Here is a 25809-nt window from a genome sequence, read left to right on the forward strand (position 1 = left end):
GGCACGTTGGTAAGCAACCGATTCCGCGCCAGACCGAGGACGGATGCTCCGGCACGGCCCCGACTCACCCCCGGCGGAAGGCGACCCACCACAGCCCCGCCCCCGCCCCAATTCCCGCGCCCCCCATTGACGCACCCCCAACCCCCACATACCTTCCCCCGTCGAAGCGCTTCGACGTCACGCATCGAAACGATTCGACGACCACTGCGTGACGCCCCCACAACGAGCACAGCAAGCACGGCTCACCGGCAATGCGAACCATCCGACTCCCCCGGAGGCACAGGATGTTGACGGCACAAAGGCGTGTGGTGGCGACAGCCGCAGCGGTAATGAGCGGGGCCTTGCTGCTGGCCTCCTGCGGCGGCTCGGACAGCGGTGGATCGGACGCCAAGACCCTCAAACTGTGGCACTACGAAGACCCCAACAGCGCGATGGGCGCCGCCTGGAACGAGGCGATCAAGGAGTTCGAGAAGACGCACCCGGGCGTCACGGTGAAGTTCGAGTCGAAGGGCTTCGAACAGATCCAGAAGACCGCTCAGATGGTCCTCAACTCGGACGACGCCCCCGACCTCATGGAGTACAACAAGGGCAACGCGACCGCAGGCCTGCTCTCCAAGCAGGGCCTCCTCACCGATCTCACCACCGAGGCCACCGAACGCGGCTGGGACAAGAAACTCAGCGCCGGCGTGCGCACCACGAGCCAGTACGACGCGAACGGCGTGATGGGCTCCGGCAAGTGGTACGGCGTGCCCAACTACGCCGAGTACACGATGGTCTTCTACAACAAGGAGCTCTTCGAAAAGTACAAGATCGCCGAGCCGAAGACGCTCGACGAACTCACCACCGCCATGGACACGTTCGTGGCGAAGGGCATCACCCCACTCGCCAACGCCGGCTCCGAGTACCCGGCCCAGCAGTACCTCTACCAGCTCGCCCTCTCCAAGGCCGACCGCTCCTGGGTCGACAGCTACGAGCTCTACAAGGGCAAGACCGACTTCCACGACGCGGCGTGGACCTACGGCGCCGAGACCTTCGCCGACTGGGTGAAGAAGGGCTACATCAGCGAGAAGTCCAGCGGCCTGAAGGCAGAGGACGCCGGGATCTCGTTCATCCAGGGCAAGAGCCCGATCCTGTTCTCCGGCAGCTGGTGGTACGGCCGCTTCAAGTCGGAGGCGAAGTTCGACTGGGGCACCTTCCTGTGGCCCGACTCGAACCTGACGCTCGGCTCCGGCGGCAACCTCTGGGTCGTCCCCAAGGGTGCCAAGAACAAGGACCTGGCGTACGACTTCATCGACATCACCATGTCGAAGAGGATCCAGAACCTGCTGGGCAACAAGGGCGGTGTCCCGGTGGCCGCCGACCCCGCCGCCATCACCGACCCGCAGGCCAAGTCGCTCATCGCGAACTTCAACACCCTTGCGGACAGGGACGGTCTGGCCTTCTACCCCGACTGGCCGGTCCCCGGCTTCTACGACGTCCTCGTCTCCGGGACCCAGAAGCTGATCACGGACAGCGAGGATCCGGACGCCTACCTCAGCGCACTGCAGGAGGCGTACGACAAGGACGTACCGACGAAATGACGGTCACCGTCGAACGGGGCGGCCGGTTGGTCGAAAGGCGTCACCACGCGAAGATCCCGCGCCGCCCCCGCGACTCCTACGCCCTGTTCCTGCTCCCGGGAGCCCTCGCCTTCACCGCCGTCATCATCGTCCCGTTCCTGATGAACACCGGCGTGAGCTTCACCGACTGGCAGGGCGTCGGGAGCCCGAAGTGGTCAGGTCTCGCCAACTACCGCGAGCTGATGGACGATTCGGAGTTCTGGGCGTCCTTCCGGCACAGCCTCTTCATGGTCGTCGCCATGGCGGCCGTACCAACCGCCGTCGGACTCGTCCTCGCCGCAGCCCTGTTCGACTTCGTCGGAAAACACTTCGGGTCGGCGACGGCCTCGGTACTCCGCGCCTGCTTCTACCTCCCCCAGGTCCTGCCCATCGCCGTCGCAGGCATCGTGTGGAGCTGGATCCTGGCCCCCGACAACGGCTCCCTCAACGAGCTGCTGAAGTCCGTCGGCCTCGGATCATGGCAGCAGGACTGGCTAGGCGACCCCGACATCGCCCTCTACAGCGTCATGGGGGTGATGGTGTGGGTGCAGATCGGCTTCCCGCTGGTCATCTTCATGGCGGGGCTGCAACGCGTGGACCCGCAGCTGTACGAGGCCGCCGAACTGGACGGCGCCGGCTGGTGGCGCCGCTTCTGGCACATCACGCTGCCGCAGATCAGGCCCGAGATCTACGTCGTCCTGCTGTGGTGCACGATCGCCGCGCTCAAGGTGTTCGGCGCGGTGTACGTCCTCACGAAGGGCGGTCCAGGCGGCGCGACGAACGTCCCCTCCTACTTCTCCTTCACCACTTTCTTCGAGAAGACGCAGGTCGGCTACGGCGCCGCGATCTCCACGGTCCTCACCGTGATCATCCTCGCCCTGGCGCTCATCGGCCTCAAGCTCCAGACCCGCGCGGAGGACGTCGAGGAAGGGATCGCCCGATGACTCGCCCGATGCCCCAGCCGATGACAACGGTCCGCCGCTACCCCGTCCTCGCCGCCCTCGTCCTCGCAGCCCTCTTCATGATCGTGCCGTTCGCGATCGTCGCGGTCAACGCCGTGAAATCGCCCGCCGAATACTCGGCGAACGGCCCGCTGAGCCTGCCCGAGGGCCTCTACCTCGACGGGATCAAGGACTTCTGGCAGCGCGTCGACTTCGGCCAGAAACTCGTCAACTCGGCCCTGATATCCGGGTCGGTGGCGGTCCTCGCCGTGATCCTCTCCGTCCTCAACGCGTACGCGATAGGCATCGGGCGCGTCAGAGGCCGCACCTGGGTGCTCGCCTTCTTCGTCCTCGCGAACATGCTGCCGCAGGAGGCGCTGGTCTACCCGGTCTACTACCTGAGCAAGGAAGCAGGCCTGTACGACACGAGACTGAGCGTGATCATCGTCTTCACGGTCATCCAGGCGGCCTTCGGGACGTACCTCCTCGCCTCGGTCCTCGGCCGGTTCCCGCGCGAGATCATCGAGGCCGCCCGGATCGACGGGGCGAACAAGTGGCAGGTGCTGTGGCGGATCGTCGTACCCGTCAGCCGGCCGACCATCGGGGTGCTCCTCGTCTTCTTCTTCATCTGGACGTGGAACGAATTCCTGCTGCCGCTGGTCATGTTGATCTCCAACGACAACCAGACGGTGTCGGTGGCCCTCGGTGTCCTCCAGGGCCAGCGCCTGATGGACGCCACGATGACGAACGCGGCAGCGCTGCTCGGCGTGCTCCCCGCCATCGTCTTCTTCCTCGTCTTCCAGCGGACGCTCACCCGCGGTATCGCCGTGGGTGCGCTCAAGTAAGGGGTGCGGGCGTGAAGTTCACCGACGGCTACTGGCTGCTGCGCGAGGGTGTCACCGCGGCCCACCCGGTCCAGGTCCTCGATGTGACGTCCGGGCCGGGGAGCCTGGAGATCCATGCGCCGACCCAGCCCATCCGCCACCGCGGCGACCTGCTGAAGGGACCGGTCGTGACGATCACCGCACACGCGCCGATGCCCGACGTCATCGGCGTCACGTTCACCCACTTCGAGGGCGAGGAGCCGCGGGAGCCCCGATTCGAGCTCACCCGCGGGGAGTTCTCACCACAGGCGTCGTACGACGAGGACCACGCCGTACTCACCTCCGGCACCCTCTCCGTCAAGGTCGCCCGCACCACCCCCTGGCACGTCGACTTCCTCGCCCACGGCCGCACGCTCACCACCAGCGGCCCCAAGGGCATGGGCATCATGCGGGACGCGACCGGGGCGCACTATCTGCGCGAGCAGCTGAACCTCGGCGTCGGCACCCAGGTCTACGGCCTCGGTGAGCGCTTCGGGCCGCTGGTCAAGAACGGCCAGGTCGTGGACATGTGGAACGCGGACGGCGGCACGGCGACCGAACAGGCCTACAAGAACGTGCCGTTCTATCTGACGGACGCGGGGTACGGCGTGTTCGTCGACCACCCCGGCCGGGTCTCCTTCGAGGTCGGCTCGGAGGCGGTGTCCCGGGTGCAGTTCAGCGCCGAGACACAGCAGTTGACGTACTACGTCATCCACGGCCCGACCCCGAAGGACATCCTCCGCAAGTACACGGCCCTGACCGGCCGCCCGGCCCTGCCGCCCCCCTGGTCCTTCGGCCTGTGGCTGTCGACCTCCTTCACCACCTCCTACGACGAGGCCACCGTCACCTCCTTCATCGACGGCATGCGGGAGCGCGAACTCCCGCTCTCCGTCTTCCACTTCGACTGTTTCTGGATGCGCGAGTTCAACTGGTGCGATTTCGAATGGGATCCACGTGTCTTTCCGGACCCGGAGGGGATGCTCGCGCGGCTGAAGGAGAAGGGCCTGCGGATCTGCGTATGGATCAATCCGTACATCGCGCAGCGTTCGCCGCTGTTCGCGGAGGGGCGGGCGCTCGGGCATCTGCTCAAGCGGCCGGACGGGAGCGTCTGGCAGTGGGACCTGTGGCAACCGGGCATGGCACTCGTCGACTTCACCAGCCCGGCCGCGCGCGAGTGGTACGCGGCCAAACTGGAAGCACTGCTCTCCCAGGGCGTCGACTGCTTCAAGACCGATTTCGGGGAGCGGGTCCCGGTGGACGTCGCGTACGCGGACGGCGCCGACCCCGAGCGGATGCACAACTACTACACCTACCTCTACAACCAGACCGTGTTCGATGTGCTCCGCAAACACCGGGGCGAGGCGGAGGCCGTCGTCTTCGCCCGCTCCGCCACCGCCGGGAGCCAGAAGTTCCCCGTGCACTGGGGCGGCGACTGCGAGGCGACGTACGAGTCGATGGCCGAGTCGCTGCGCGGCGGACTGAGCCTCGGGATGTCGGGGTTCGGTTTCTGGAGCCATGACATCGGCGGGTTCGAGGGGACGCCGACGCCCGCGCTGTTCAAGCGGTGGATCGCCTTCGGGCTGCTGTCCTCGCACAGCAGGCTGCACGGCTCGTCCTCGTACCGCGTGCCCTGGCTGTTCGACGAGGAGGCCGTGGACGTACTGCGGGTGTTCACGCGGCTGAAGCTCGGCCTCATGCCCTATCTGTACGAGGCGGCGCGCGCCGCCCACGCCGAGGGCGTGCCGGTGATGCGGGCGATGGTCCTGGAGTTCCCGGACGATCCCGGGTGCGCGCATCTGGAGCGGCAGTACATGCTCGGTCCCGACCTGCTGGTCGCGCCGGTGTTCTCCGACGAGGGAGACGTGTCGTACTACGTGCCCGAGGGCACCTGGACCCATTTCCTCAGCGGGCGGACGGTGACCGGGCCGCGCTGGGTGCGGGAGCGGCACGGATTCCTGAGTGTGCCGCTCCTCGTCCGGCCCGGGGCGGTGATCCCGGTGGGGTCCGTGGACGACCGGCCGGACTACGACTACGCCGACGGGGTCACGCTGCGCGCGTACGGCCTGGAGCGTGGCGCGCAGGTGACGGTGTCCGTGGGCGGCGTGGCCTTCACGGTCGTACGGGAGGGGGACACCCTGCGGGCTTCCTCCAGCGATCCGGCGGCGCCGTGGGGCCTTGCGGCGGCCGGGCACGAGGTGCGGGCCCGGGCGGGAACCGGGTTCCTGACAGTGGAGCCGGCCTGATGGTGAAGATCACCGATGTGGCGCGGCACGCCGGGGTGTCCCCGAGCACCGTGTCGTACGCCCTCAGCGGCAAGCGTCCGATCTCCGAGGAGACCCGGCAGCGCGTCGAGGAGAGCATCCGCAAGCTGGGCTACCGGCCGCACGCGGGTGCGCGGGCGCTCGCCAGCAGCCGGTCGAACGTGGTGGCGCTGGTGGTGCCGCTGCGGGGCGGGGTCCATGTGCCGGTCGTCATGCAGTTCGCGGTGTCCGTGGTGACTGCGGCGCGACGGCACGACCACGACGTGCTGCTGCTCACCCAGGAGGAGGGCGAGGACGGGCTGCGGAGGGTCGCGGACACGGCGCTGGTGGACGCGCTGATCGTGATGGACGTCCAACTCCACGATCCCCGGCTGCCGTTGCTGCGGGCGCTCGACCGGCCGTCGGTGCTCATCGGGTTCCCCTCCTTCGCCGAGGGGCTCACCTGTATCGACCTGGATTTCAAGGCGGCGGGCGAGCTGTGCGTGGAGCATCTGGCGCGCCTCGGGCACCGCGTGGTCGCGCTGGTCGGGTCGCCGCCCGAGGTGTATGTGCGGGAGACCGGGTTCGCGCAGCGCGTGGTGCGGGGGTTCACGGCCGCGGCCGACCGGAGCGGGCTCGCGTCCTCCGTCCACCCCTGCGAGGCGACACCGGCCGCGGCACGCCGGGTCGCCGAGCAACTGCTGCGCGAGTACCCGGCGTTGACGGGCGTCGTCGTGCACAACGAACCGGTCCTGGAACCGCTGATCGACGCCTTCGAACAACTCGGGCTGCGAGTCCCCGGCGACCTGTCCGTCACCGCCATCTGCCCGGACGAGCTCGCCGAGAACGTCCGCGTCCCCGTCACCTCCATCGCCATACCGTCCGCCGAAGTCGGCGCACAGGCAGTCGAGTTGCTGATGAAGAAGCTGGCCGGCACGCCCGTACCGGAGGCGACCCTGCTCGCACCCCGGCTGACGGAGCGGGCCAGTACAGCGCCGCGCACGCTGACCCCTTGAGGACTTGAGGAGCCGTGTCATGAGGAAAGGCAAGAGAAGACAAGGCAAGAGAAGACAGCGAACCACGCTCGTACTGACCCTCGCGCTGATCGCCGGCCTCGGCGCCACCGCCCCCGCGGGCGCGGACACCCCCGCGTACGCCTTCCGAGACCCGAACCTCCCCGTGGACAGACGGGTCGACGACCTGCTCGGGCGACTGACGCTCGACGAGAAGGTCTCCCTCCTCCACCAGCACGAGCCCGCGATCCCCCGCCTCGGCATCCAGTCCTTCCGCACCGGCACCGAGGCCCTGCACGGGGTGGCCTGGCTCGGCGAGACCACCGTCTTCCCGCAGGCGGTCGGGCTGGCCTCGACCTGGGACCCGGAGCTGATGGAGCAGGTCGGTTCGGCGGTCGGTGACGAGGCGCGCGGCTTCCAGCAGGAGCGCCCGGACGGCTGGGGCCTCAACCTGTGGGCGCCCGTGGTGAATCTGCTGCGCGACCCGCGCTGGGGACGCAACGAGGAGGGCTACTCCGAGGACCCGTACCTCACGGGTGCGATCTCGACGGCGTACGGCACCGGCCTGACCGGCGGCGACCCCGACCACCTCAAGACGGCCCCCACCCTGAAGCACTACCTCGCCAACAACAACGAGGTGAACCGCACCACCACCTCCTCCGACCTGCGCCCCCGCGTCCTCCACGAGTACGACGAGGCGGCGTTCAGGCCGGCCGTCGAAGCGGACGCGGCGACCGGCGTCATGTCCTCCTACAACCTGGTCAACGGCCGCCCCGCGACGGTGAATCCGGACCTGGACGACACCGTGCGCGGCTGGACGGACCAGGACCTGCTGAACGTCACCGACGCCTTCGCCCCGGGCAATCTCGTCGGAGACCAGCAGTACTACCCCACCCTCGCCGAGGGAGACGCGGCCGCCCTGGAAGCGGGCATCGACAGCTTCACGGACAACAGCGCGTCCCCGGCCCCGACGATCGCGGCGATCAACTCGGCTCTGCAGCAAGGCCTGTTGGAGGAGTCCGACATCGACGAGGCGGTGTCGCACATCCTCGCCATCCGGGTCCGTCTCGGTGAATTCGACCCGGGCGGCGGCAAGTTCGGCGCCATCGACAGGTCCGTCATCAACAGCCCCGCCCACCGGAAGCTGGCCCGCGAGGCCGCGACCGAGGCGGCGGTCCTGCTGAAGAACGACAAGACACTCCCCCTGAATGCCTCCACGCAGAAGAACGTCGCCGTCGTCGGCCCCCTCGCCGACACCCTCTACACCGACTGGTACTCGGGCACCCTGCCCTACTCCGTCACCCCCAAGGACGGCATCGCGGCGAAGCTCGGCACCTCCGTCGCGAGCAGCGAGGGCGTGGACCGGATCGCGCTGAAGAACTCGACGACGGGCGAGTACGTCACGGCGGGCACCGGCGACTCGGGAGCGCCCCTCAAGGAGAGCGCGGAGACGGGTACGGCCGCCCAGTTCGACGTGTTCGACTGGGGCTCCGGCATCGTGACCCTGCGCTCGGCCGCCAACGGCAGGTACGTCGGTTACAACTGGTCGAACTTCGTCAACGATCAGGTGCAACCGGGTGGTTGGTACGTGCAGCAGCAGTTCCAGCTGGAGCTCCAGGACGACGGCACGTACCTCCTCCGATACGCCGGATACGAGACCGGCGAGCCGTGGTGGTCGAACCCCGTCTACCTCGGCCCCACCGGCGAGGACGGCACCCTCGGCCTGGTCGCCGAGGAGCAGGCCGCCCACTACACGAAGGACGTCGTCCGCAGCGGGGTCGAGGAGGCCGTGGCCGCGGTGAAGAGCAAGGACACGGCGGTCGTCGTGGTCGGCTCGATGCCTGCGATCAACGGCCGCGAGGCCCACGACCGTACGGACATGGGCCTGGCGCCCGCACAGGAAGCCCTGGTCAGAGCCGTCCACACGGCAAACCCGAAGACCGTCGTGATCGTCGAGAACAGCTACCCGACCACCCTCGGCGCCCTCCAGCAGGAGGTCCCCGCCCTCCTCTGGACCACCCACGCGGGCCAGGAGACCGGCAACGCCCTCGCCGACCTCCTCTACGGCGACGCGAACCCGGCGGGCCGCCTCACCCAGACCTGGTACCGCTCGGCCTCCGACCTCCCGTCGATCCTCGACTACGACATCATCAAGTCCGGGCGCACGTACCAGTACTTCGAGGGTCGGCCGCTGTACCCCTTCGGCCACGGACTCTCGTACACCTCCTTCCGCTACGCCGGCCTGAAGCGGGTCCCCGGCGGCTACGAGGTGACGGTCACGAACACCGGCGCCCGGGCGGGCGCCGAGGTCGTCCAGCTCTACACCCACCAGCGCGCCTCCCGCGACGAACAGCCGCTGAAGCAGCTGAAGGCCTTCCAGCGGGTGTCGCTGAAGCCGGGCGAGACGAGGACGGTCCGGCTGAAGGTGCGGGCGGCGGACCTCGCGCACTGGGACGTCACACGCTCGCGTTGGGTCGTGGAGACCGGGACGTACGACGTCATGGCGGGGTCCTCGTCCACCGACATCCGCGCCCGTACCGCCTGGCAGGTGAAGGGCGAGACGATCCCGGCACGTGACCTGTCCCGCCTCACCCGCGCGGAGAACTTCGACGACTACGACGCCACGAGACTGGTGGACGAGTCGAAGGCACGGGGGACGGCGGTGCAGGCGACGGCGAACGGAGCCTGGCTGAGGTTCGCCGATGTCCAACTCGGCTCAGGCGCATCGAAGTTCACAGCACGGGTCGCCGGCGGTCCCGGCACGGTGGAGATCCGCCTGGGCTCCCCGACCGGCCCGCTCGCCGGCACGGCGCACACGGACGGGACGGGATCGCCGTACACCTACGAAACGGTGTCGACGGCGACGACGAACGCGACGGGCCGCACGGACGTGTACCTGGTCCTGAGCACCGGCCTGCGCCTGTCGGGCTTCTCACTGAGCTGACGGAGAAGGGCCCCTCTCCCGGTCTTCAGGAGAGGGGCCCCGGCAGAGCCTGCCGGTCAGTCCTGCGACGCGGCGTCCTCGACGGCCAGCGCGAGACCCTGTGCCAGAGCCAGGACGTTCTCGCGGTAGAAGCCGAGCTGGACGTGGAAGGCCTCGTCCGAGGCGAACATGCTGTACGCGGACAGCAGCACCGAATGCAGGACGTGCAGGTCCTCGACCGAGAGGACCACGCTCTCCGCACCCTTCAGCGTGGCGCCGAGCTGTTCGAGGCGCTCCTTGCCGCACCCCGCCCGGAGGGTGAGGGCGGGTTCGCCCTCCCGCCGGTGGGTGAGCCACGGCAGTACCTCGCCGAGGAGGTCGCGCTGCGCTCCGACGAACCGGACGGAGTAGCCCGTTCCTTCCCGCCGTACGAACGGCCTGGCCCTCACGGTGTGCTCCCTCCCGGGCTCTTCAGCACGTACCGACCGCTGTGCACGCCCTTCTCGAACTGCTCGGCCGTGTACTGGAAAGCGTGGATGTTGTACGGCGTCTTCACCACCAGCACGTTCTTGGCGGTGTCGTAGACGACCTCCGAATTCTTCTTGGTGTCAAAGTACGTGAACTTGCCCTTCCAGCCCGCGAGGTAGTCGCCGAGCGCCTTCAGGTTGTGTCCGATGCCCGGGAGCGCGTGGTCGAGGGAGTTCGCGGTGCCGTCGTGCATCCGGCGGGCGTTGTAGTCCACTCCGTCGGCGATGTCGAGGCCGTGCTTCTTCTCGATCTCGTCGTACAGCGCGTCGGGGAGCTCACCGTCGCAGTTGTGGACGAGCACCGGCGTGGCACCAGCGAGCACGTAGAAGGTGTGCAGGTCGTCGACCGTGAGGTCCCACACCGTCTGCGGCGCCACCACGGTCCGCAGACCGGTCACGGTGTCCGACGCGCCGTCCCGGGTGCGGAGCCGGTCGCCCGGGCTCAGCTCCGACACGGTCGTCCAGCCACTCCCCGCCACGTACACCCGGTGGCCGGGGGTGGTGAGGAGACGCCCTCCGTCCTCGACGGTCAGCTCGACGAGCTCGCCCGCGCGGTGCGAGAAGGTCGCGGTGACCGGCGCCGGGCGGGTGGCCCCGGTCTCCGGGTCGGTCGCCAGCAGCCGGTCGCCCTCGGCGATCGTGTCGATCGCCTTGCGCGTCCCGTCGGCCATCAGGACCTGGGTTCCGGCGGGGAAGCTGTTGGTCGGGCAGCTCGTCTTGAGCTTCTCGGCGGCCTTCTTCCCGACGCCGGCGATGACGTCCTCTTCGAGGCCGGACTCCTTGACGGCCTTCCAGGCGTCCGCGAGGTCGTCCCCGGACTTGAGCGCAACGCGCAGTCGCACCAGGGGCTCGATGGCCTTCTCGATCAGCTTGCCGGGGATGAAGTTGGACGCGGCCCAGGCACAGTCGCCCCAGCTGCCGCCGCTGCCGGTCAGCTTGTGGTAGCAGCCCGTGAAGTCGCCGAAGAGAAGGCCGAGGCCCTCCTTGCGCAGCGACTCGGCGATGCCCTGGTTCACCTCGAGGTTCGACAGGTTGCGGACGATCTCCGCCGACAGGCCGGGGAACGTCTTCGTCGTGAGGAACTCGGTGTCCGACGCCGGGCACCCGAACTTCGACGGGTCCAGGTCCGCGGTGCACAGGTAGAAGGAGACCGTGGCGTCGAAGTGCACGGTGATGGTCAGCGTGCAGCCGTTGGGCATGATGATCGAGTCACAGCCCTTGGTCTCCCGACCGGTCTCCTTGGTCTTGTCGACCGTGTAGAAGGTGTTTCCGACGCCGGTCCCGGCTCCGTTCTTGATCTGGTCGTTGGCGCCACCCGTCTCCGCCAGGGTCGCGGCCTTCTGCGCGTCCTCGGCGGCCTTCAGGGCCTCCTTCGCCGCCGCCTCGGCCGCGGTGGCCTCGTCATCCGCCCGGTCGGCCGCCGCTCGGGCGTCCTTCGCCGCCTGCTCGGCCTCGGAAGCCGCGGTGCGAGCCGCTGCCGCGTCCAAGGCGGCCTGGTCGGCGGAGTCGCGGGCGTCCTTCGCGTAGCCCTCGGCGCGTCCGGCGGCCTTGTCGGCCGCGTCGGCGTCCTCGGTGGCCTGCTGGCCGTACTCGATGGTGCGGGCCAGTGACTTCTGCGCCTCCGCCGCGTACTTGGCCGCCTCGGCGGCGTAACCGAGGGCCTCCTTCGCCGACCTGCGGGCGTTCGCGGCGAATCCGGCGGCCTCGGCGGCCAGCGTGTACGCCGCCTTCGCGTCCCCGGTCGCTGCGTTCGCGACGCTCTGCGCCTGCTCGGCGGCCTTCTGCGCGTTGGCGGCGTGCGCCTCGGCGACGGCCTGCTGCTGTTCGGCGATCGTCTTCGTGGACTGCCCGGTCAGCACCACGAGCCCCGCGGCGGAGTCGGTGGTGACATAGGGCGAGCCGAGCTGGATCGCGTCGTTCGCGGGAGCTGCGACCTGCTGCGCCGAGGCGCCCGCGTCCTCGGCCGCCTGCGCGGTGACGTACGCGTGACCGACGGCGTCGGCCGCACCCGCGACAGCCTTGACCGCCTCGGCCTGTGCCGCACCGGCCTGCTTCTTCGCGTCGGCCGCCGCCTTGTCGGCGTCGTCGGCCAGCTTGACCGCCGTACGGGCCGAACCGGCCGCGTCCTGGGAGGCCTTGATGGCATCCGCGGCGGCACTGGTCGCCGTCCGCACCGCGGCGTCCGCCTTCAGCTTGGCGGCCTGGGCGTCGTCGGCGTCGGAACGGGCCCGCTTGGCCGCGGCCTCCGCGCGTGTAGCGGCGGCGTCGGCGTCGGCCGCCGCCTCGGTGGCCGCGTTCGCCTCGGAACGGGCCGAACTCGCGGCCGACTCGGCGTCGTCGGCGGCCTGGTCGGCCTCGTTCGCCGCTGCCCGCGACGCGGTGGCGTCGTCCTCCGCGTCGTGGGCATCGGCGTAGGCGTCCTTGGCATCGGCCTTGGCACGTGCCGCGTTCGCCTTGCTCTCGGCGTCCCAGGCGTCGTCCCGCTTGCCCTTGGCCCGGTCCCGGGCGGCTTCGGCGTCCTTGCGCCGGTCGCGGGCGGTGCCTTCGGAGTTCTCCGCCCTGCCCTTGGCCTCGGTGGCGGTCTTCGCGTAGCCCTGGGCGTTGTTCTTGTGCTGGGCGGCCTCGGCCTGCTTCTGCGCGGCGGTCGCCTTCTCCGCCTTCGCCGTGGCCTCCTCCGCCTCCGCCGAGAGCCGCTTGGCGTGCGCGGTGGCTGCCGCCGACTTCGCGTCGGCCTCGGCCTTCTGCGTCTCGGCGAGCTTCGCCTTGGCGAGATCCCTGGCGGTCTTCGCGTTCTGCGCCTGTACGGCGGCCGCGTCGGCGGCGGCCTTCGCCTGGGCCCTGGCCTCGTTGGCGGCGGCCGTACGGAACGCGGCCTTCGACTGCGCGGCCTGCGTCACCGCACGGGCGGCGATGGTCGCGCTGTCACCTGCGGCGGCGCGGGTGGCCGCGTAGGCGGTGTCACCGGCCTTGGACAAGGCGTCGAGGGCGGCGGCCGAGGCCTTGGTGACCTGGGCCTTCTGCTGTCCGGCCAGCAGACCACGGCCCCTGGGGGCACCCGTCCGGTCGGCGACCGCGTAGGCGGCCTGCGTCGCGGTGTCCGTGTCGGTGGCGGCCTTCTTCGCCGCGGTGGTCTGGGCCTTGAGCAGGTCGAGCTGCTTCTTCGCGGCGGCCTGGGCGGCCGTGACGCCCGCCTTCGCCTTGTCGAACTGGGCCTTGGTCGGGTAGTCCAGCTTCTCGGTGCCGTTGTGACCGGAGGGCGTCATGTCCAACTTCTGCGGGTCGGTGCCCTTGCAGTCCCACATCCGCGCGTCACGGCCGTTGTCGTAGGTCGCGAGGTCGAGGCAGTTGCCGGTGCCCGGGTTGAACATGCGCGTGGTCGCGTGGGTGTTGTACTCCCACTTCTGCGCGGCGCTGTTGTTGCAGGTCCAGATCTGCAGCGTCGTACCGTTCGCGGCGCCGGCGCCCTTCACTTCCAGGCACTTGCCGGAGTTGACGTTGACGAACGCGTCGTCGCGGATCTCCCACTTCTGCCCGGCGCTGCCGTTGCAGGTGTAGATCTGCACCGGCGTGCCGTTGTCCTTCTTGCTCGCCCCCACCTCGAGGCACTTGTCGGCGGCGCCGTGCGCGTGCACGACCATCGGGCTGTCGCCGATCCAGCCGGGGCCTCCGGCGGACCAGTAGTCCTGCCAGCGGGCCAGCCGGTCGGCGATCCACGACTGGCCGAGCATCTCGCCCAGCGACTTGGAGCCGGCGGCGAGGGCCTTGGTCGCGTCGCGGTTGGAGTTGAGGATCTGGTTGCGCTGGGTGGCCTGGGCGGCGATCTCCTGCTGCCACTCTGCGGACGCGGACGCGACCTCCTTGCCGAGGACCTTGCTCGGATCGACCGGGGTGCGCCAGGCGCAGGAGGCGAACCGGGTCTTCAGGTCCTCGACGGCGAGGCGGTACTCGACGCTGCCCGGCTCGGGCGCGGTGCGCGGGAAGCCGCCGGAGGAGAGGAACTGCCGGGCGTTGTCCGCGCCGGCCGGCTCCATGGACCAGTTCACCAGGCCGTCCCACGCCTGGTGTTCGGCGTAGGCCTGCTGCCACTGCTGAGTGGGAAGCGACGGGTCCGGGGTCTTGCCGTAGAGCGGGGTGCCGAGGTCCTTGACCGCCTTGACCGTCGCCTCGTCGGCGAGCGGGGTCGGGTCCTCGTAGAAGTCGCCCTCGGACTTCCAGAACTGGGCCGCGGTCCACTGGCTCAGGCCGGTCTGGCTGAAGAAGCCCGGGCCCGTGCCGGTGGTCCCCGGAGGCCAGTGGAATCCGGTCACGGTGAACCCGGCGGGGGTGCTCAGGCCCTCAAGTGGCTTCTTCCATACGTCGACGTAGGCGTTGAGCGCGTCCCCCTCCTTGTCGGCGACGGCCTTGTCCTGGACGAACGCCGTGGAGAGCGGAGTGGTGTTCCAGTACTCGCGGTCGGCCGTGGTGCGCAGCTTGTCCGGGGTCTGGTTGAGTCCGTCCTGTGCGGTGGTGAACATGGACGCGCCGCCCATGCGCAGCGCCTCCTCCATCAGGCACTGGTCCTGGCGGAGTTGCTCGGCGGCTTTGGCGTCGAAGCCGTCGTAACTGTCGGCCACGGGGCTGAAGTCGGTGGCCCGTTCGTCGGGCAGGTCCGGCCGGCCGGCGACCGTGGCCAGCACGGCGAGCGCGAGAACCGACGGAACTATTCGCGCGAAGTATCCGGATTTCCGCGTCGGGGCTGTGAAGAACCCTGGTCTGGAACGCAAGAGAAGATCCCGTTTGTCGTGAGAAGGGCAGGCGGGGGCCCGTACGAGGAGGTGGAGACGGAGCGAGGCGGTCAGGACTCGCGGTCAGGAGCCTGCACGGCTCGGATGCGTCCTCGGATGCGTCAGACATCGCGGCATGACGATGTACCCCTCCCCGTAGCGACGGTGTTCCCCCGGTCGCTGATTGACGTGCGCGGGCAGCGGAGTGGTCAGCTCCGCCGAGCGCGGCGGCCACCATGGGCGCGACGCGAGCACGCGGGACGAGGCCCGCACGCCCGCGGCCGGAAGCCGACGGTGCGACCGAACAGTAACCAACATGTGCGCCGTCTGTGAAGGGTGGGGCCCCTGCGGCAAACATGGAAAAGCCCCGCCGCTCGAAAGCGACGGGGCTTTTCCATGAATGCAAAACATGGGATGAGTGGAGATGGCGGGAATCGAACCCGCGTCCAACGGTGCAGAATCAGGGCTTCTCCGAGCGCAGTTCGCTACGCTTTTCTCGGCCCCGGAGTTCTCGCGAACAAGTCTCCGACAGGCCCAGTCACTGTTTGATTTCCCACCGAACCCCGTGACCGGGCTCGGCGGTTTAGTTCCCTAGATTATGCCAGGATCCGGGTCGGGAACACCCCCGGGCTGACACCCTTTTAGGGTCCTTCAGTCGCTGTTATTAGGCAGCGAGGGCGAAGGACTGGGAATCGCTCTTGGAATTGGCGATTATTGGTTGCGACATATGGTTAACGAGATCATTGCCGCTTCCTCGGCTCGCTTCCCCTGCTTCGACAGCCGCTGTCGAAACCGATCATCCCCATGTTCATTTTTCAAAACGCGCACCTGCTGTGAGGTGCACGACCCATCGTACGTGAACAACGCACGACGACGCCAACCTATTTCCTACTCGCCCCGCTGCTTCCGCTTGGCCGCCGCGATCGCGCGGTCCGACTCCCGCCGGTCCTGCTTCTCGCGCAGGGTCTGCCGCTTGTCGTACTCCTTCTTGCCCCTGGCGAGCGCGATCTCGGCCTTCGCCCGGCCGTCCTTGAAGTACAGGACGAGGGGCACGATCGTGTGACCCGTCTCCTCGGACTTCGACGCCAGCTTGTCGATCTCCTCGCGGTGCAGGAGCAGCTTGCGCTTGCGGCGCGCGGAGTGGTTGGTCCAGCTGCCCTGGCTGTACTCGGGGATGTGGGCGTTGTGCAGCCAGGCCTCATTGCCGTCGATCTGGACGAAGCCGTCGGCCAGCGAGGCGCGGCCCTGCCTCAGCGACTTCACCTCGGTGCCGGTCAGGACGAGCCCGGCCTCGTAGGTGTCGATGATCGCGTAGTCGTGCCGTGCCTTCTTGTTCTGCGCGACGATCTTGCGCTTGCCGTCCTTGGCCTTGCCGGAGCCCGCCTGACCGCCCTGCTTCGGCTGGGACTCCTTCGGTACGTACATTCCCTTGCTCATAGTGCTGGCCATTTTCGCACTACAGGGGGGTGGGAGGGAAAGCCGATTACGCGAGAGATGCGCCGGTCGGCTACGACGGGTCCCCGAGCCCGCTGAGCACCGTCTCGGCCTGCTCCAGCGCCTGCGTGTCCACGTCCAGGTCGGGGGTGATGCCCTGCCCGTCGACGCCGCGCCCGGACGGGGTGCGGTAGTGCCCGACGGTCAGCTCCGCGACGGAGCCGTCGGGCAGCCGGCTCGGCATCTGGACCGAGCCCTTGCCGAAGGTCTGGGAGCCCACGACGACCGCGCGGCCGCGGTCCTGGAGGGCGCCGGTGAGCAGTTCGGCCGCGCTCATCGTGCCGCCGTCGACGAGCACGACCAGGGGTCTGGTGGTGTCGCCGCCCGGTTCGGCGTGCAGGGCGCGCTCATCGCCGTCCACGTCGTACGTGGCGACGAGGCCGCCGTCGAGGAAGGCGGAGGCGGCGGTGACGGCCTCGGTGACCAGGCCGCCGGAGTTGCCGCGCAGGTCGAGGACGATGCCGGAGCCCTGCGGTGCCTGGGCGACCGCGGCCTGTACGAGATCGCCCGCGCCCTTGGTGAAGGCGTCGACCTTGATCACGGTGACGCCGTCGGCGAGCTTGCTCACGGTCACGGAGTCGGTGGACAGCAGTGCCCGGCGCAGAGTCTCGCTCCACGCGCGCGTGCCCCGCTCCAGACCGAGCGAGACCTCCGTACCGGCGGCGGCGTCCTCCGCGTCACCGCGCAGTAAGGAGACGACCTCGGTCACCGGACGGCCGTCGACCTTCTCGCCGTCGACGCTGCGCAGCAGGTCGCCCTTGCGGATCCCGGCGGCAGCCGCGGGCGAGCCGCTCTGCACGCGGGTCACTTCGATACGTCCGTCGCTCTCGCGCCTGGCCCACAGTCCGACGCCGGTGTACTGGCCGTCGAGTGCTTCCTCGAACTCCTCGTACTCGCCCTGGGAGTAGACCGCGCCCCAGCGGTCGCCGCTGCGGCTCACGGCGCGCTCGGCGGCCTCCATGGGCGACTTCCCGTCGGCCATGGCCTTCTCGGCGGCCTCGGTGACCTCTTCCTGGTCGCTGGCCGGCGTCGAACGGTCCCCGGAAGAAGCGGAGGAAGGAGAGGAGGTGGCTTTCCGGCCGGGGTCGGGAAAGGATCCCGTTGCCGCGCCGGCGACGAAGACGCTGGCGAAAAGCAATGTCAGGGCGGCCCCGCGGCGGATGCGGCGGGGCTGACAGAACAGGTCACGGCCTGACATGCCGGTGAGTCTAGGACAACGCGAAGGGCCGCACCGCCGGTTGGCAGTACGGCCCCCTTGGCATGCGTCACACCTTCAGGTACTTGCGCAACGCGAAGAACGCGGCAAGCGCGGGCATCAGCAGACTTGTCGCCAGGATGAGCGGCAGCTTCGTCAGAACGGCGTCCCAGCCGATGAAGTTGATCAGATTCAGCTTCTCGGACAGGGCCAGACCGTGGTCGATGATGAAGTACCGCGCGATGACCAGGAAGCCGCACGCGACCCCGCCGCCGATGAGCCCGGCGACGGCGGCCTCCATGATGAACGGCGCCTGGATGTAGAAGCCCGAGGCGCCGACCAGGCGCATGATCCCGGTTTCGCGCCGTCGGCTGAACGCCGAGACGCGCACCGTGTTGACGATCAGCATCAGGGCGACGACGAGCATCATCGCCATGACCGCGCGGGCGGCCCAGTTCATGCCGTTGAGCAGCCCGAAGAGGTTGTCCAGGATGCCCTTCTGGTCCTGCACGGACTGCACGCCGTCACGCCCGTCGAAGGCGGTCGCGATGACCTGGTACTTCTCCGGGTCCTTCAGCTTGATCCGGTACGACTCCTGCATCTGGTCCGGCGTGAGGGACGCGGCCAGCGGGGAGTCGCCGAACTGCTCCTTGTAGTGCTTGTAGGCCGCGTCCGCCGACTCGTAGGTGACGTTGTCGACGACCGTGGACTTGTCCAGGTCGGCGAGGATCTCCTTCTTCTGGTCGGCGGTGACCGCACCCTTGGCGCAGTTGGGGTCGGACTCCGCGTCGCTCTTGTTGCAGAGGAAGATCGAGACGTTGACCTTGTCGTACCAGTAGCCCTTCATGGTGCTCACCTGATCGCTCATCAGGAGCGAGCCGCCGAACAGGGCGAGCGAGAGGGCGACCGACACGACGACCGCGAAGGTCATGGTCAGGTTTCGGCGGAGACCGACTCCGATCTCCGACAAGACGAACTGGGCGCGCATGGCGTCTACTCAGGCCTTTCCATGGACAGGTGCGGGAGAGTCGCGGTCAGTGCTGGTAGCCGTAGACGCCACGCGCCTGGTCGCGGACGAGACGGCCCTGCTCCAGCTCGATGACGCGCTTGCGCATCTGGTCCACGATGTTCTGGTCGTGCGTCGCCATCAGCACGGTCGTGCCCGTCCGGTTGATGCGGTCGAGCAGCTTCATGATGCCGACGGAGGTCTGCGGGTCGAGGTTTCCGGTCGGCTCGTCGGCGATGAGCAGCTTGGGCCGGTTCACGAACGCTCTCGCGATCGCGACGCGCTGCTGCTCACCACCGGACAGCTCGCCCGGCATCCGCTCCTCCTTGCCGCCGAGCCCGACGAGGTCGAGCACCTGGGGCACGGACTTGCGGATCTCGCCGCGCGACTTGCCGATGACCTCCTGCGCGAAGGCGACGTTCTCCGCGACCGTCTTGTTCGGCAGCAGCCGGAAGTCCTGGAACACGGTCCCCAGCTGGCGGCGCATCTGCGGCACCTTCCAGTTGGAGAGACGCGCGAGGTCTTTGCCCAGGACGTGCACCTGGCCGTGGCTGGTCCGCTCCTCGCGGAGGATCAGCCGCAGGAAGGTGGACTTTCCGGAGCCGGAGGACCCCACGAGGAACACGAACTCTCCGCGCTCCACCTCAAGGGAGACATCCCTGAGAGCAGGGCGGGTCTGCTTGGGGTAGACCTTGGAGACATTGTCGAATCGGATCACGGATGCACCACGGGTCGCCGGGGGTAGGTGTGCGTGACCATACGCGAACCGGGTGTGCCAGCGCAGTCGCCGGTCGGGGTTGCGTGTGGCTTGTGCGTTTTTGTACGTCTCTTTGGTACCGGGGCGCCTCCTGCGAGGCGCCTCGCAGGAGGCGCCCCATAGGGGCGCGGGGAACTGCGCGAGCAACCACATCCGGGCCGCAGCCGCGGGACGAAGCCCAGCCACCCCTCCGGAAGCGTTCTTTTCACGGCCTAACCAGCGGAGCGCCGGGGCAGGATAAGGCGAACCGCGCCGAAATCCGCGGAACCTGGCACAGTGGAGGGGGAACGGTTGCGTTCCCCGCAGCGTTATGTACGCGGAGAGCCGGCGCAAGGAGGGCAAGCGCATGACGTACGACCGACTGGTGTGCGCGAACTGCGCGGCACCCGTGAGCGAAGGGCGCTGCCGCGTCTGCCGGGCCAACCGGGAGCGGCTTCAGCAGGAGAGCCCCTTCGCGGGCATGAACCCCATGGCACTGATCTCACTGCTGGCCGTGCTGATCGCGGCACTGGCACTGGTGGCCCACCAGACGGTGTGAGACCCGCGGCTTCCGGCGTTACGGCGGCCACCGCGCCCCCGGCCTGAAAGGGGCCCGGAGCGCCCGCCGACACGGGAGCCGGACACGAGAGCCGACATGAGAAGGGCCCGGAGCGTGACGCTCCGGGCCCTTCCTACGCGCGTGTGCGTCAGGCGACGGCACCGCCGCGGCCGCCCATGAGGCGCGGCAGCAGACGGAAGCCGATACCGCCGGCGATCATCGTGGCGGCGCCGATCAGCAGGAAGCCGGTCTCGGCGGCACCCGTCTCGGCCAGCTCGCCACCCGAGCCCTGGGCCGAGGTGTCCGTGCCGGTGTCGGTCAGGGACGAGGAACCCTCGCCCTGCTCGACCGGGGTGTTGCCACCGTCGGGGTCGGTGCCACCGGTCGTACCGCCGGTCGAGTCGTCACCACCGGTCGTGCCACCGGTCGTCGTGTCACCCGTGGTGCCGCCGGTCGTGTCACCAGTGGTGCCACCAGTGGTCGTGTCGCCGGTCGTACCGCCGGTGGTCGTGTCACCGGTCGTACCACCGGTCGTCGTGTCACCCGTGGTGCCGCCGGTCGTGTCACCAGTGGTGCCACCGGTCGTCGTGTCGCCGGTCGTACCGCCGGTGGTCGTGTCACCGGTCGTACCACCAGTGGTCGTGTCACCAGTCGTGCCACCGGTCGTCGTGTCACCCGTGGTGCCGCCGGTCGTGTCACCAGTGGTGCCACCAGTGGTCGTGTCGCCGGTCGTACCGCCGGTCGTCGTGTCACCGGTCGTGCCGCCGTCGGTGCAGACACCGATCGGGCAGTCGTCGTCGGTGCCGTCGTCGTCACTGGTGCCAGTGTCAACGCTGACGCTGAGCGGTCCTGCTACAACGTCGACGTCCAGGGCCGAAGCGGCTCCGGCTGCGGTCAGCGAGGCACCGGCGGCGATCACGGCACCAGCGGCTATCCGTGCCACACGGATCCGCGTCTTCTTCGTCATTCGGCTGCTACCCCCAGTAGCTAATTCGTCAATGGAACAGCGCCCGGGGCCACGGCGTCACAGGTGGCTTCGCTCAAGCCCCCCGGTTCACATGCGCCCCAGAGATACGCATGCCACGCGTTACCATCCCCACTTTTCAAAGCAACGTCAAGGTCGTTGCGCGAGCGATGTCCGGATCAACATCATTTGCCTGCCGTGAGTCATGTGACTGTGATGTAAAACCCAGACATCCCACACACAAAAGGCAACTGCCGTCCACGTGACGGCAGTTGCCTTGTCGACAAAGCGGCGTTAATGAACCCGCTTACTTCTCCTGCTGCTTGCGCCAGCGAATTCCGGCCTCGAGGAAGCCGTCGATCTCGCCGTTGAACACGCCCTCGGGGTTACCGACTTCGAACTCGGTGCGCAGGTCCTTGACCATCTGGTAGGGGTGCAGGACGTACGAACGCATCTGGTTTCCCCAGGAGTTGCCGCCGTCGCCCTTGAGGGCGTCCATCCTGGCCTGCTCCTCCTGGCGGCGCCGCTCAAGGAGCTTGGCCTGGAGCACGTTCATGGCGCTGGCCTTGTTCTGGATCTGGGAGCGCTCGTTCTGGCAGGACACCACGATGCCGGTGGGGAGGTGGGTCAGGCGGACCGCGGAGTCGGTCGTGTTGACGCCCTGGCCGCCCGGTCCTGACGAGCGGTACACGTCCACGCGCAGCTCGGACTCGTCGATCTCGATGTGGTCGGTCTGCTCGACGACGGGCAGGATCTCGACACCGGCGAACGACGTCTGGCGGCGGCCCTGATTGTCGAAGGGGGAGATCCGGACGAGCCGGTGGGTCCCCTGCTCGACGGAGAGCGTTCCGTAGGCGTACGGGACGTGGACGGCGAAGGTGGTCGACTTGATGCCGGCCTCTTCCGCGTACGAGGTCTCGTAGAGCTCCGTCTTGTAGCCGTGGCGCTCGGCCCAGCGCAGGTACATGCGCTGGAGCTTCTCGGCGAAGTCGGAGGCGTCGACGCCGCCGGCCTCGGCGCGGATGGTGACGACGGCCTCGCGGGAGTCGTACTCGCCGGAGAGCAGGGTCCGGACTTCCATCTCGTCCAGCGCCTTCTTGACGGCCGTGAGCTCGGTCTCGGCCTCGGCGCGGGTGTCCGGGTCGTCCTCCTCCTCGGCCATCTCGAAGAGCACACTCAGATCGTCGATACGCCCGCGCAGCGCCTCGGCCTTCCTGACCTCCGCCTGGAGGTGGCTCAGCTTGCTGGTGATCTTCTGCGCCTCGTCCGGGTCGTCCCACAGGGACGGCGCGGCCGCCTGCTCCTCGAGCACGGCGACATCTGCCCTCATCTTGTCGAGGTCCAGGACGGCCTCGATCGACTCCATGGTCGAGGAGAGGGACTTGAGCTCTTCGGATACATCGACGACTGCCACGCCTCCAGCGTAACGGCTACGACAACCGGGGCCGGCCGCTCGGTCCGGGGCGGGGCTGGGGGGTGGTTTTTCGCCCCCTCCGCCCCTGCCCGTCCCTTGCTTCCTGGGGCTCCGCCCCAGACCCCGCTCCTCAAACGCCGGAGGGGCTGAACCCTTACCCGGCCGGAGCTGGAGATCTTTCAGCCCGTCCGGCGTTTGAGGACGAGCGCGTCAGCGCGATGCGGGGGTCTGGGGGCGGCAGCCCCCAGGAACAAGGGACGGGAAGGGGCGGAGGGGGCGAGAAAAACCAAGCTCACGGAGACGCCGGCGCCGAGTTCTTCGTGTCCTGGGGCGTCGCCCCCGCGTCGTCACCCGAGGTGGCGAGCCACGTCCCGACGCCCACCGCGGCGACGAGGGCGACAGCCGCCGCCCCGAGAGTGATCCGCCGCCTCCGGGCGGAGGCACGATGCCGCGCGGACCCGGGCCGCGGCGCCCCCGCGGCCCGCGGAACGCGAGCCGTCCCCCGCGCCCCACCCGCCAGCTCGTCCGGCCCCGGCACCCGCATCGACGTATGGGTGTCCCGGTTCGAGTCGGACACACCCCCCGGCACGAGCGGCACAGCCCCCCGCCGAGCCGCCGCCGGAGCCCGCGGAGCAGACGGCTCGGCAGCCTCCTCGTACCCCTCGTCCTCGGACTCCGCGTCCGGCGAATCCACGTCCAGCGGCGGCATCCCGGCCAGCAGAGGCAGCTGCTCCCGCAACCGCGCCCCCAGCTCGGACGCCCGCAGCCGCGACGCCGGCGCCTTCGCCAGACACTGCACGAGCAGCTGCCACAGCTCGTCAGGGATCCCGGGCAGCGGAACGACCGTCTCGGTCACATGCCGCCGCAGCACCGCCCCGGGGTGTCCGCCGCCGAAGGGCGTGAATCCGGCGAGGAGTTCGTACAGGACGGTCGCGAGGGCGTAGATGTCGACGGCGGCCCGGGGCGGCAGCCCCTCGATGATCTCGGGCGCGAGATAGTCCGGCGTGCCGATGATCTTCGTCGCCCGGGTCCGCCGGGGCGAGTCGATGAGCTTGGCCACACCGAAGTCGGTGAGGAGCGCGGGGTGCGAGCCGCCGGGGCCGAGCGGCCCCTGCATGTCGAGCAGCACGTTCTCCGGTTTCACGTCCCGGTGGACGACCCCCGCGGCGTGCGCCGCCGCCAGCCCGTCCGCGACATCGGCCACGATCGCGACCGCGGCCTCGGGGGCGAGCCGCCGCTCCCGGTCGAGCCGGGTGCGCAGATCGGTGCCGCGGACGAGATCCATGACGAGCGCGAGGTCGTTGCCGTCGACGACGAGGTCGCGTACGGCGACGACGTGCGGATGATCGAGCCCGAGCAGCGCCGTGCGCTCCTGCACGAACCGCCCCACGAGCTCCTGGTCGGACGCGAGGTCCTCGCGCAGCAGCTTGACGGCGACGGGCCCGTCGGGCCCCTCACCCAGCCACACCGTGCCGGCGCTGCCCCGCCCCAGAATCTGGTTTGCGGTGTACCGGCTGCCGATCTTCCGTGCCAAGGCTGCTCCTACAGACGCGTGTTGTCGCTAAAAGTACGCGTCCGAAGAGCCAACCTTCACTCCTGAGCGGGAAATCACCCGCCAGGTGTCGACAAATCCCCAGACTCGGTCCCCAGAAGTCCCGGATTACTGCCCGGAAGTCCCACTGGAACCTCCGCCGAGGTCCGCGACCCACCCGGAGACCGTGTCGTACATCTCAGTCAGCTGGCCCCAGAAACTCCTCGTGCTGCCAACCCATTCCTGAAGGGGACTCAACTCCCAGATCAGCCAAGCGGCGACAAAGAGGATGACGACGGTGAACAGGCACCCCTTGAGGCAGCCGAGCCCGGGAATCTTCATCGGGTTGGCACTGCGCTGCCGGGGCTCGCGCGGTTCACGCGGCGCGGGCTGCTGAGGCTGCTGCGGCGCGGGCGCGTACCGCTGAGGCTGCTGGTGCTGCGGCTGAGGCTGCTGACGCTGTGGCTGCTGGTGCTGAGGCGCGTACTGCTGCGGCTGTTGCTGCTGCGGATATCCGTATCCGGGCGGCGGCTGCTGTCCCTGCGGCGGGCGCTGCTGCTGCGGGCGCTGCTGGGGCCGTGCGACCTGCCGCTGGGGGCGGCGGCGCAGCGGGTCCTCGTTCGGGTCGAGGTACTGGACCTGCGTCGCCTCGTTGCGGTCGCGGGCCGCCCGCAGCTGGTTCTGCCAGGGGTGCGGGTCCTCGGGGCCGCCCTGCCCGCCCGGCTGGTTCTGCGGCACGGGAGGCATGACGGCGGTCGGGTCGGCGGCGCCACGATTGGGGAGTACGGCGGTGGGGTCGGCGGCACCGGTGTGCGGGAGGTAGCTGGTCGCGGCGTTCGGGTCATACGCGCCCGCGCCCTGCGGCAGCACCTGGGTGGGGTCGGCGGCACCGGGCATGCCGGGGACGGTCGCCGGGGACAGGTCGGGGGCGAGCATCGCACCCACCCCCTCCGCGGCCATGATCTGCGCGGAGCTCGCGTGCACACCGACGCCGGCGGCGACCGTACGCAGTCCGCGCGCGAGGTTCTCGGCGCTGGGCCGCTCGTCCGGGTTCTTGCGCAGGCAGCGCTCGATGACGGTCCACAGGGGATCCGGGACGGTGGACGGGCGGCGCGGCTCGGCGCTCAGGTGCTGGTGCAGCACTTCGAGCGCGGACCCGCCGCCGAACGGCGGACGCCCGGTGACCAGCTCGTACATCAGGATGCCGGCCCCGTAGATGTCGACGGCGGACGTCTGCGGACGCCCCTCCGCGGACTCGGGCGCGACATACGCGGGCGTGCCGACGAACTCGTGGGTCCGGGTCAGCCCCGGGGAGTCCGCGAGCCGGGCGATGCCGAAGTCCGTCAGCATCGGGTGCATCTGGCCGCCCTGCTGCATGAGCAGGACGTTCGCCGGCTTCAGGTCGCGGTGGACGACGCCGTCGGCGTGGCTGGCGGCGAGCGCGTCGGCGACCTGGGCGGTCAGGAGGGCGGCGGCGACAGGGCTGAGGGGCCCGTTCTCGCGGAGGTAGCGGTGCAGGTCGGGACCGTCGATCAGGTCCATGACCAGCGCGAGCAGATCACCTTCGACGACGAGATCGCGTACGCGCACGATGTTCGGGTGGGTCAGCCGGAGCAGCACGGAGCGCTCCCGCAGGAACCGCATCACGATGTCGGGGTCGCTGGCGAGCTCTTCCTTGAGGACCTTGATCGCCACGGTCTCGCCGGGCTGGCCCTGGACGGCCGCCTCGGCGCCTGCCGTCTCCCGCTGGCGGGCGCGCCACACGGTGCCTGTGGCGCCGCGCCCCAACGGCTCCTCAAGGAGGTACTTGCTCCCTACCGGCCGCACGTCATGGCTCCCTGCTGCTTGCTGCTCGCCTGCTCATTCCGACCCACTGTAGTGCCGAGGTACATAGCACTGGGCTGTCGTCCTGCTGTGCTGCCCCCCGCATCCCGTGCGCCTCATAGTCGCTTACGTACCAGTTGCCGTACATGTTCGATGGAAAGACGCTCGGTCCGGTCGGTTGGTTGCCGAGACGCGAACGTGACCGATCTCAAGCGGGC

17 protein-coding genes and 1 other RNA gene are annotated in these 25809 nt (G+C 69.2%); 7 read left to right on the forward strand and 11 right to left on the reverse strand.

Annotated features, from left to right (window positions below):
• The first annotated feature begins 284 nt into the window (after positions 1-284).
• The 6 genes from OG219_RS19135 to OG219_RS19160 are packed head-to-tail and all read left to right on the forward strand — an operon-like array spanning position 285 to position 9599.
• Entirely contained in the window at positions 285-1580 is a 1296-nt protein-coding gene (locus tag OG219_RS19135) for an ABC transporter substrate-binding protein (RefSeq protein ID WP_266828133.1), read from the forward strand.
• Positions 1577-2542, forward strand: a complete 966-nt coding sequence (locus OG219_RS19140) for a carbohydrate ABC transporter permease (RefSeq protein ID WP_266828134.1) — start codon at positions 1577-1579, stop codon at positions 2540-2542. The genes OG219_RS19135 and OG219_RS19140 overlap by 4 nt, the downstream gene beginning before the upstream one ends.
• 20 nt (positions 2543-2562) lie before the next feature.
• A complete protein-coding gene (locus OG219_RS19145; protein WP_266836145.1) occupies positions 2563-3384 on the forward strand; it encodes a carbohydrate ABC transporter permease in 822 nt (273 codons plus the stop codon).
• A gap of 11 nt (positions 3385-3395) precedes the next feature.
• Positions 3396-5645, forward strand: coding sequence for an alpha-xylosidase (gene yicI / locus OG219_RS19150; RefSeq protein WP_266828135.1), 2250 nt, complete (start codon positions 3396-3398; stop codon positions 5643-5645).
• Positions 5645-6658, forward strand: coding sequence for a LacI family DNA-binding transcriptional regulator (locus OG219_RS19155; RefSeq protein WP_266828136.1), 1014 nt, complete (start codon positions 5645-5647; stop codon positions 6656-6658). Before yicI ends, OG219_RS19155 begins: the two co-directional genes overlap by 1 nt.
• Before the next feature lie 19 nt (positions 6659-6677).
• The gene (locus tag OG219_RS19160; RefSeq protein ID WP_266828137.1) at positions 6678-9599 is read left to right on the forward strand and encodes a glycoside hydrolase family 3 protein; all 2922 of its coding nucleotides are present in this window, start codon (positions 6678-6680) and stop codon (positions 9597-9599) included.
• 56 nt (positions 9600-9655) lie between these two features.
• On the opposite strand, the gene OG219_RS19165 is transcribed toward OG219_RS19160, so the two are convergent.
• From OG219_RS19165 to ftsE, 7 genes are all read right to left on the reverse strand, one after another.
• Positions 9656-10027 (reverse strand): hypothetical protein, encoded by a 372-nt coding sequence (locus OG219_RS19165; protein WP_266828138.1) that lies wholly within the window; start codon positions 10025-10027, stop codon positions 9656-9658.
• Positions 10024-14868, reverse strand: coding sequence for a ricin-type beta-trefoil lectin domain protein (locus OG219_RS19170; protein ID WP_266828139.1), 4845 nt, complete (start codon positions 14866-14868; stop codon positions 10024-10026). The genes OG219_RS19165 and OG219_RS19170 overlap by 4 nt, the downstream gene beginning before the upstream one ends.
• 416 nt (positions 14869-15284) lie before the next feature.
• Positions 15285-15672: a transfer-messenger RNA gene (gene ssrA, locus OG219_RS19175) on the reverse strand.
• Positions 15673-15756: 84 nt separating this feature from the next.
• Positions 15757-16293, reverse strand: a complete 537-nt coding sequence (smpB, locus tag OG219_RS19180; protein WP_266464194.1) for an SsrA-binding protein SmpB — start codon at positions 16291-16293, stop codon at positions 15757-15759.
• A gap of 82 nt (positions 16294-16375) precedes the next feature.
• Positions 16376-17560, reverse strand: coding sequence for a S41 family peptidase (locus tag OG219_RS19185; protein ID WP_266828140.1), 1185 nt, complete (start codon positions 17558-17560; stop codon positions 16376-16378).
• Between the two features lie 67 nt (positions 17561-17627).
• Entirely contained in the window at positions 17628-18545 is a 918-nt protein-coding gene (ftsX, locus tag OG219_RS19190; protein WP_266460820.1) for a permease-like cell division protein FtsX, read from the reverse strand.
• A 46-nt stretch (positions 18546-18591) separates the two neighbouring features.
• Positions 18592-19281 (reverse strand): cell division ATP-binding protein FtsE, encoded by a 690-nt coding sequence (gene ftsE / locus OG219_RS19195; protein ID WP_266460816.1) that lies wholly within the window; start codon positions 19279-19281, stop codon positions 18592-18594.
• A gap of 385 nt (positions 19282-19666) precedes the next feature.
• On the opposite strand from ftsE, the gene OG219_RS19200 reads away from it, so the two are divergent.
• Positions 19667-19858, forward strand: a complete 192-nt coding sequence (locus OG219_RS19200; protein WP_266460813.1) for a hypothetical protein — start codon at positions 19667-19669, stop codon at positions 19856-19858.
• A 148-nt stretch (positions 19859-20006) separates the two neighbouring features.
• Here OG219_RS19200 and OG219_RS19205 read toward each other — a convergent pair whose 3' ends face one another.
• The 4 genes from OG219_RS19205 to OG219_RS19220 form a co-directional block, all read right to left on the reverse strand.
• On the reverse strand, positions 20007-20825 hold the full coding sequence (locus OG219_RS19205) for a hypothetical protein (protein WP_266828141.1): 819 nt from the start codon (positions 20823-20825) through the stop codon (positions 20007-20009).
• A 304-nt stretch (positions 20826-21129) separates the two neighbouring features.
• Positions 21130-22236: a peptide chain release factor 2 gene (prfB, locus tag OG219_RS19210; protein WP_266828142.1), complete on the reverse strand. Its 1107-nt coding sequence runs from the start codon at positions 22234-22236 to the stop codon at positions 21130-21132.
• Between the two features lie 292 nt (positions 22237-22528).
• Complete coding sequence (locus OG219_RS19215) at positions 22529-23770, reverse strand: serine/threonine-protein kinase (protein ID WP_266828143.1); 1242 nt, start codon at positions 23768-23770, stop codon at positions 22529-22531.
• A 126-nt stretch (positions 23771-23896) separates the two neighbouring features.
• On the reverse strand, positions 23897-25594 hold the full coding sequence (locus OG219_RS19220) for a serine/threonine-protein kinase (RefSeq protein ID WP_266828144.1): 1698 nt from the start codon (positions 25592-25594) through the stop codon (positions 23897-23899).
• Positions 25595-25809 lie beyond the last annotated feature (215 nt).

The sequence above is a fragment of the Streptomyces sp. NBC_00038 genome, assembly GCF_026343635.1.
Classification (GTDB): Bacteria; Actinomycetota; Actinomycetes; order Streptomycetales; family Streptomycetaceae; genus Streptomyces.

Excerpts from the sequence above, each read along its gene's own strand:
- OG219_RS19200 (WP_266460813.1), top strand. The coding sequence starts at position 19,667 with ATGACGTACGACCGACTGGTGTGCGCGAACTGCGCGGCACCCGTGAGC.
- OG219_RS19140 (WP_266828134.1), top strand. The coding sequence starts at position 1,577 with ATGACGGTCACCGTCGAACGGGGCGGCCGGTTGGTCGAAAGGCGTCAC.
- OG219_RS19155 (WP_266828136.1), top strand. The coding sequence starts at position 5,645 with ATGGTGAAGATCACCGATGTGGCGCGGCACGCCGGGGTGTCCCCGAGC.
- smpB (WP_266464194.1), bottom strand. The coding sequence starts at position 16,293 with ATGTACGTACCGAAGGAGTCCCAGCCGAAGCAGGGCGGTCAGGCGGGC.
- OG219_RS19160 (WP_266828137.1), top strand. The coding sequence starts at position 6,678 with ATGAGGAAAGGCAAGAGAAGACAAGGCAAGAGAAGACAGCGAACCACG.
- OG219_RS19205 (WP_266828141.1), bottom strand. The coding sequence starts at position 20,825 with ATGACGAAGAAGACGCGGATCCGTGTGGCACGGATAGCCGCTGGTGCC.
- ftsX (WP_266460820.1), bottom strand. The coding sequence starts at position 18,545 with ATGCGCGCCCAGTTCGTCTTGTCGGAGATCGGAGTCGGTCTCCGCCGA.
- OG219_RS19135 (WP_266828133.1), top strand. The coding sequence starts at position 285 with ATGTTGACGGCACAAAGGCGTGTGGTGGCGACAGCCGCAGCGGTAATG.
- OG219_RS19145 (WP_266836145.1), top strand. The coding sequence starts at position 2,563 with ATGACAACGGTCCGCCGCTACCCCGTCCTCGCCGCCCTCGTCCTCGCA.
- OG219_RS19185 (WP_266828140.1), bottom strand. The coding sequence starts at position 17,560 with ATGTCAGGCCGTGACCTGTTCTGTCAGCCCCGCCGCATCCGCCGCGGG.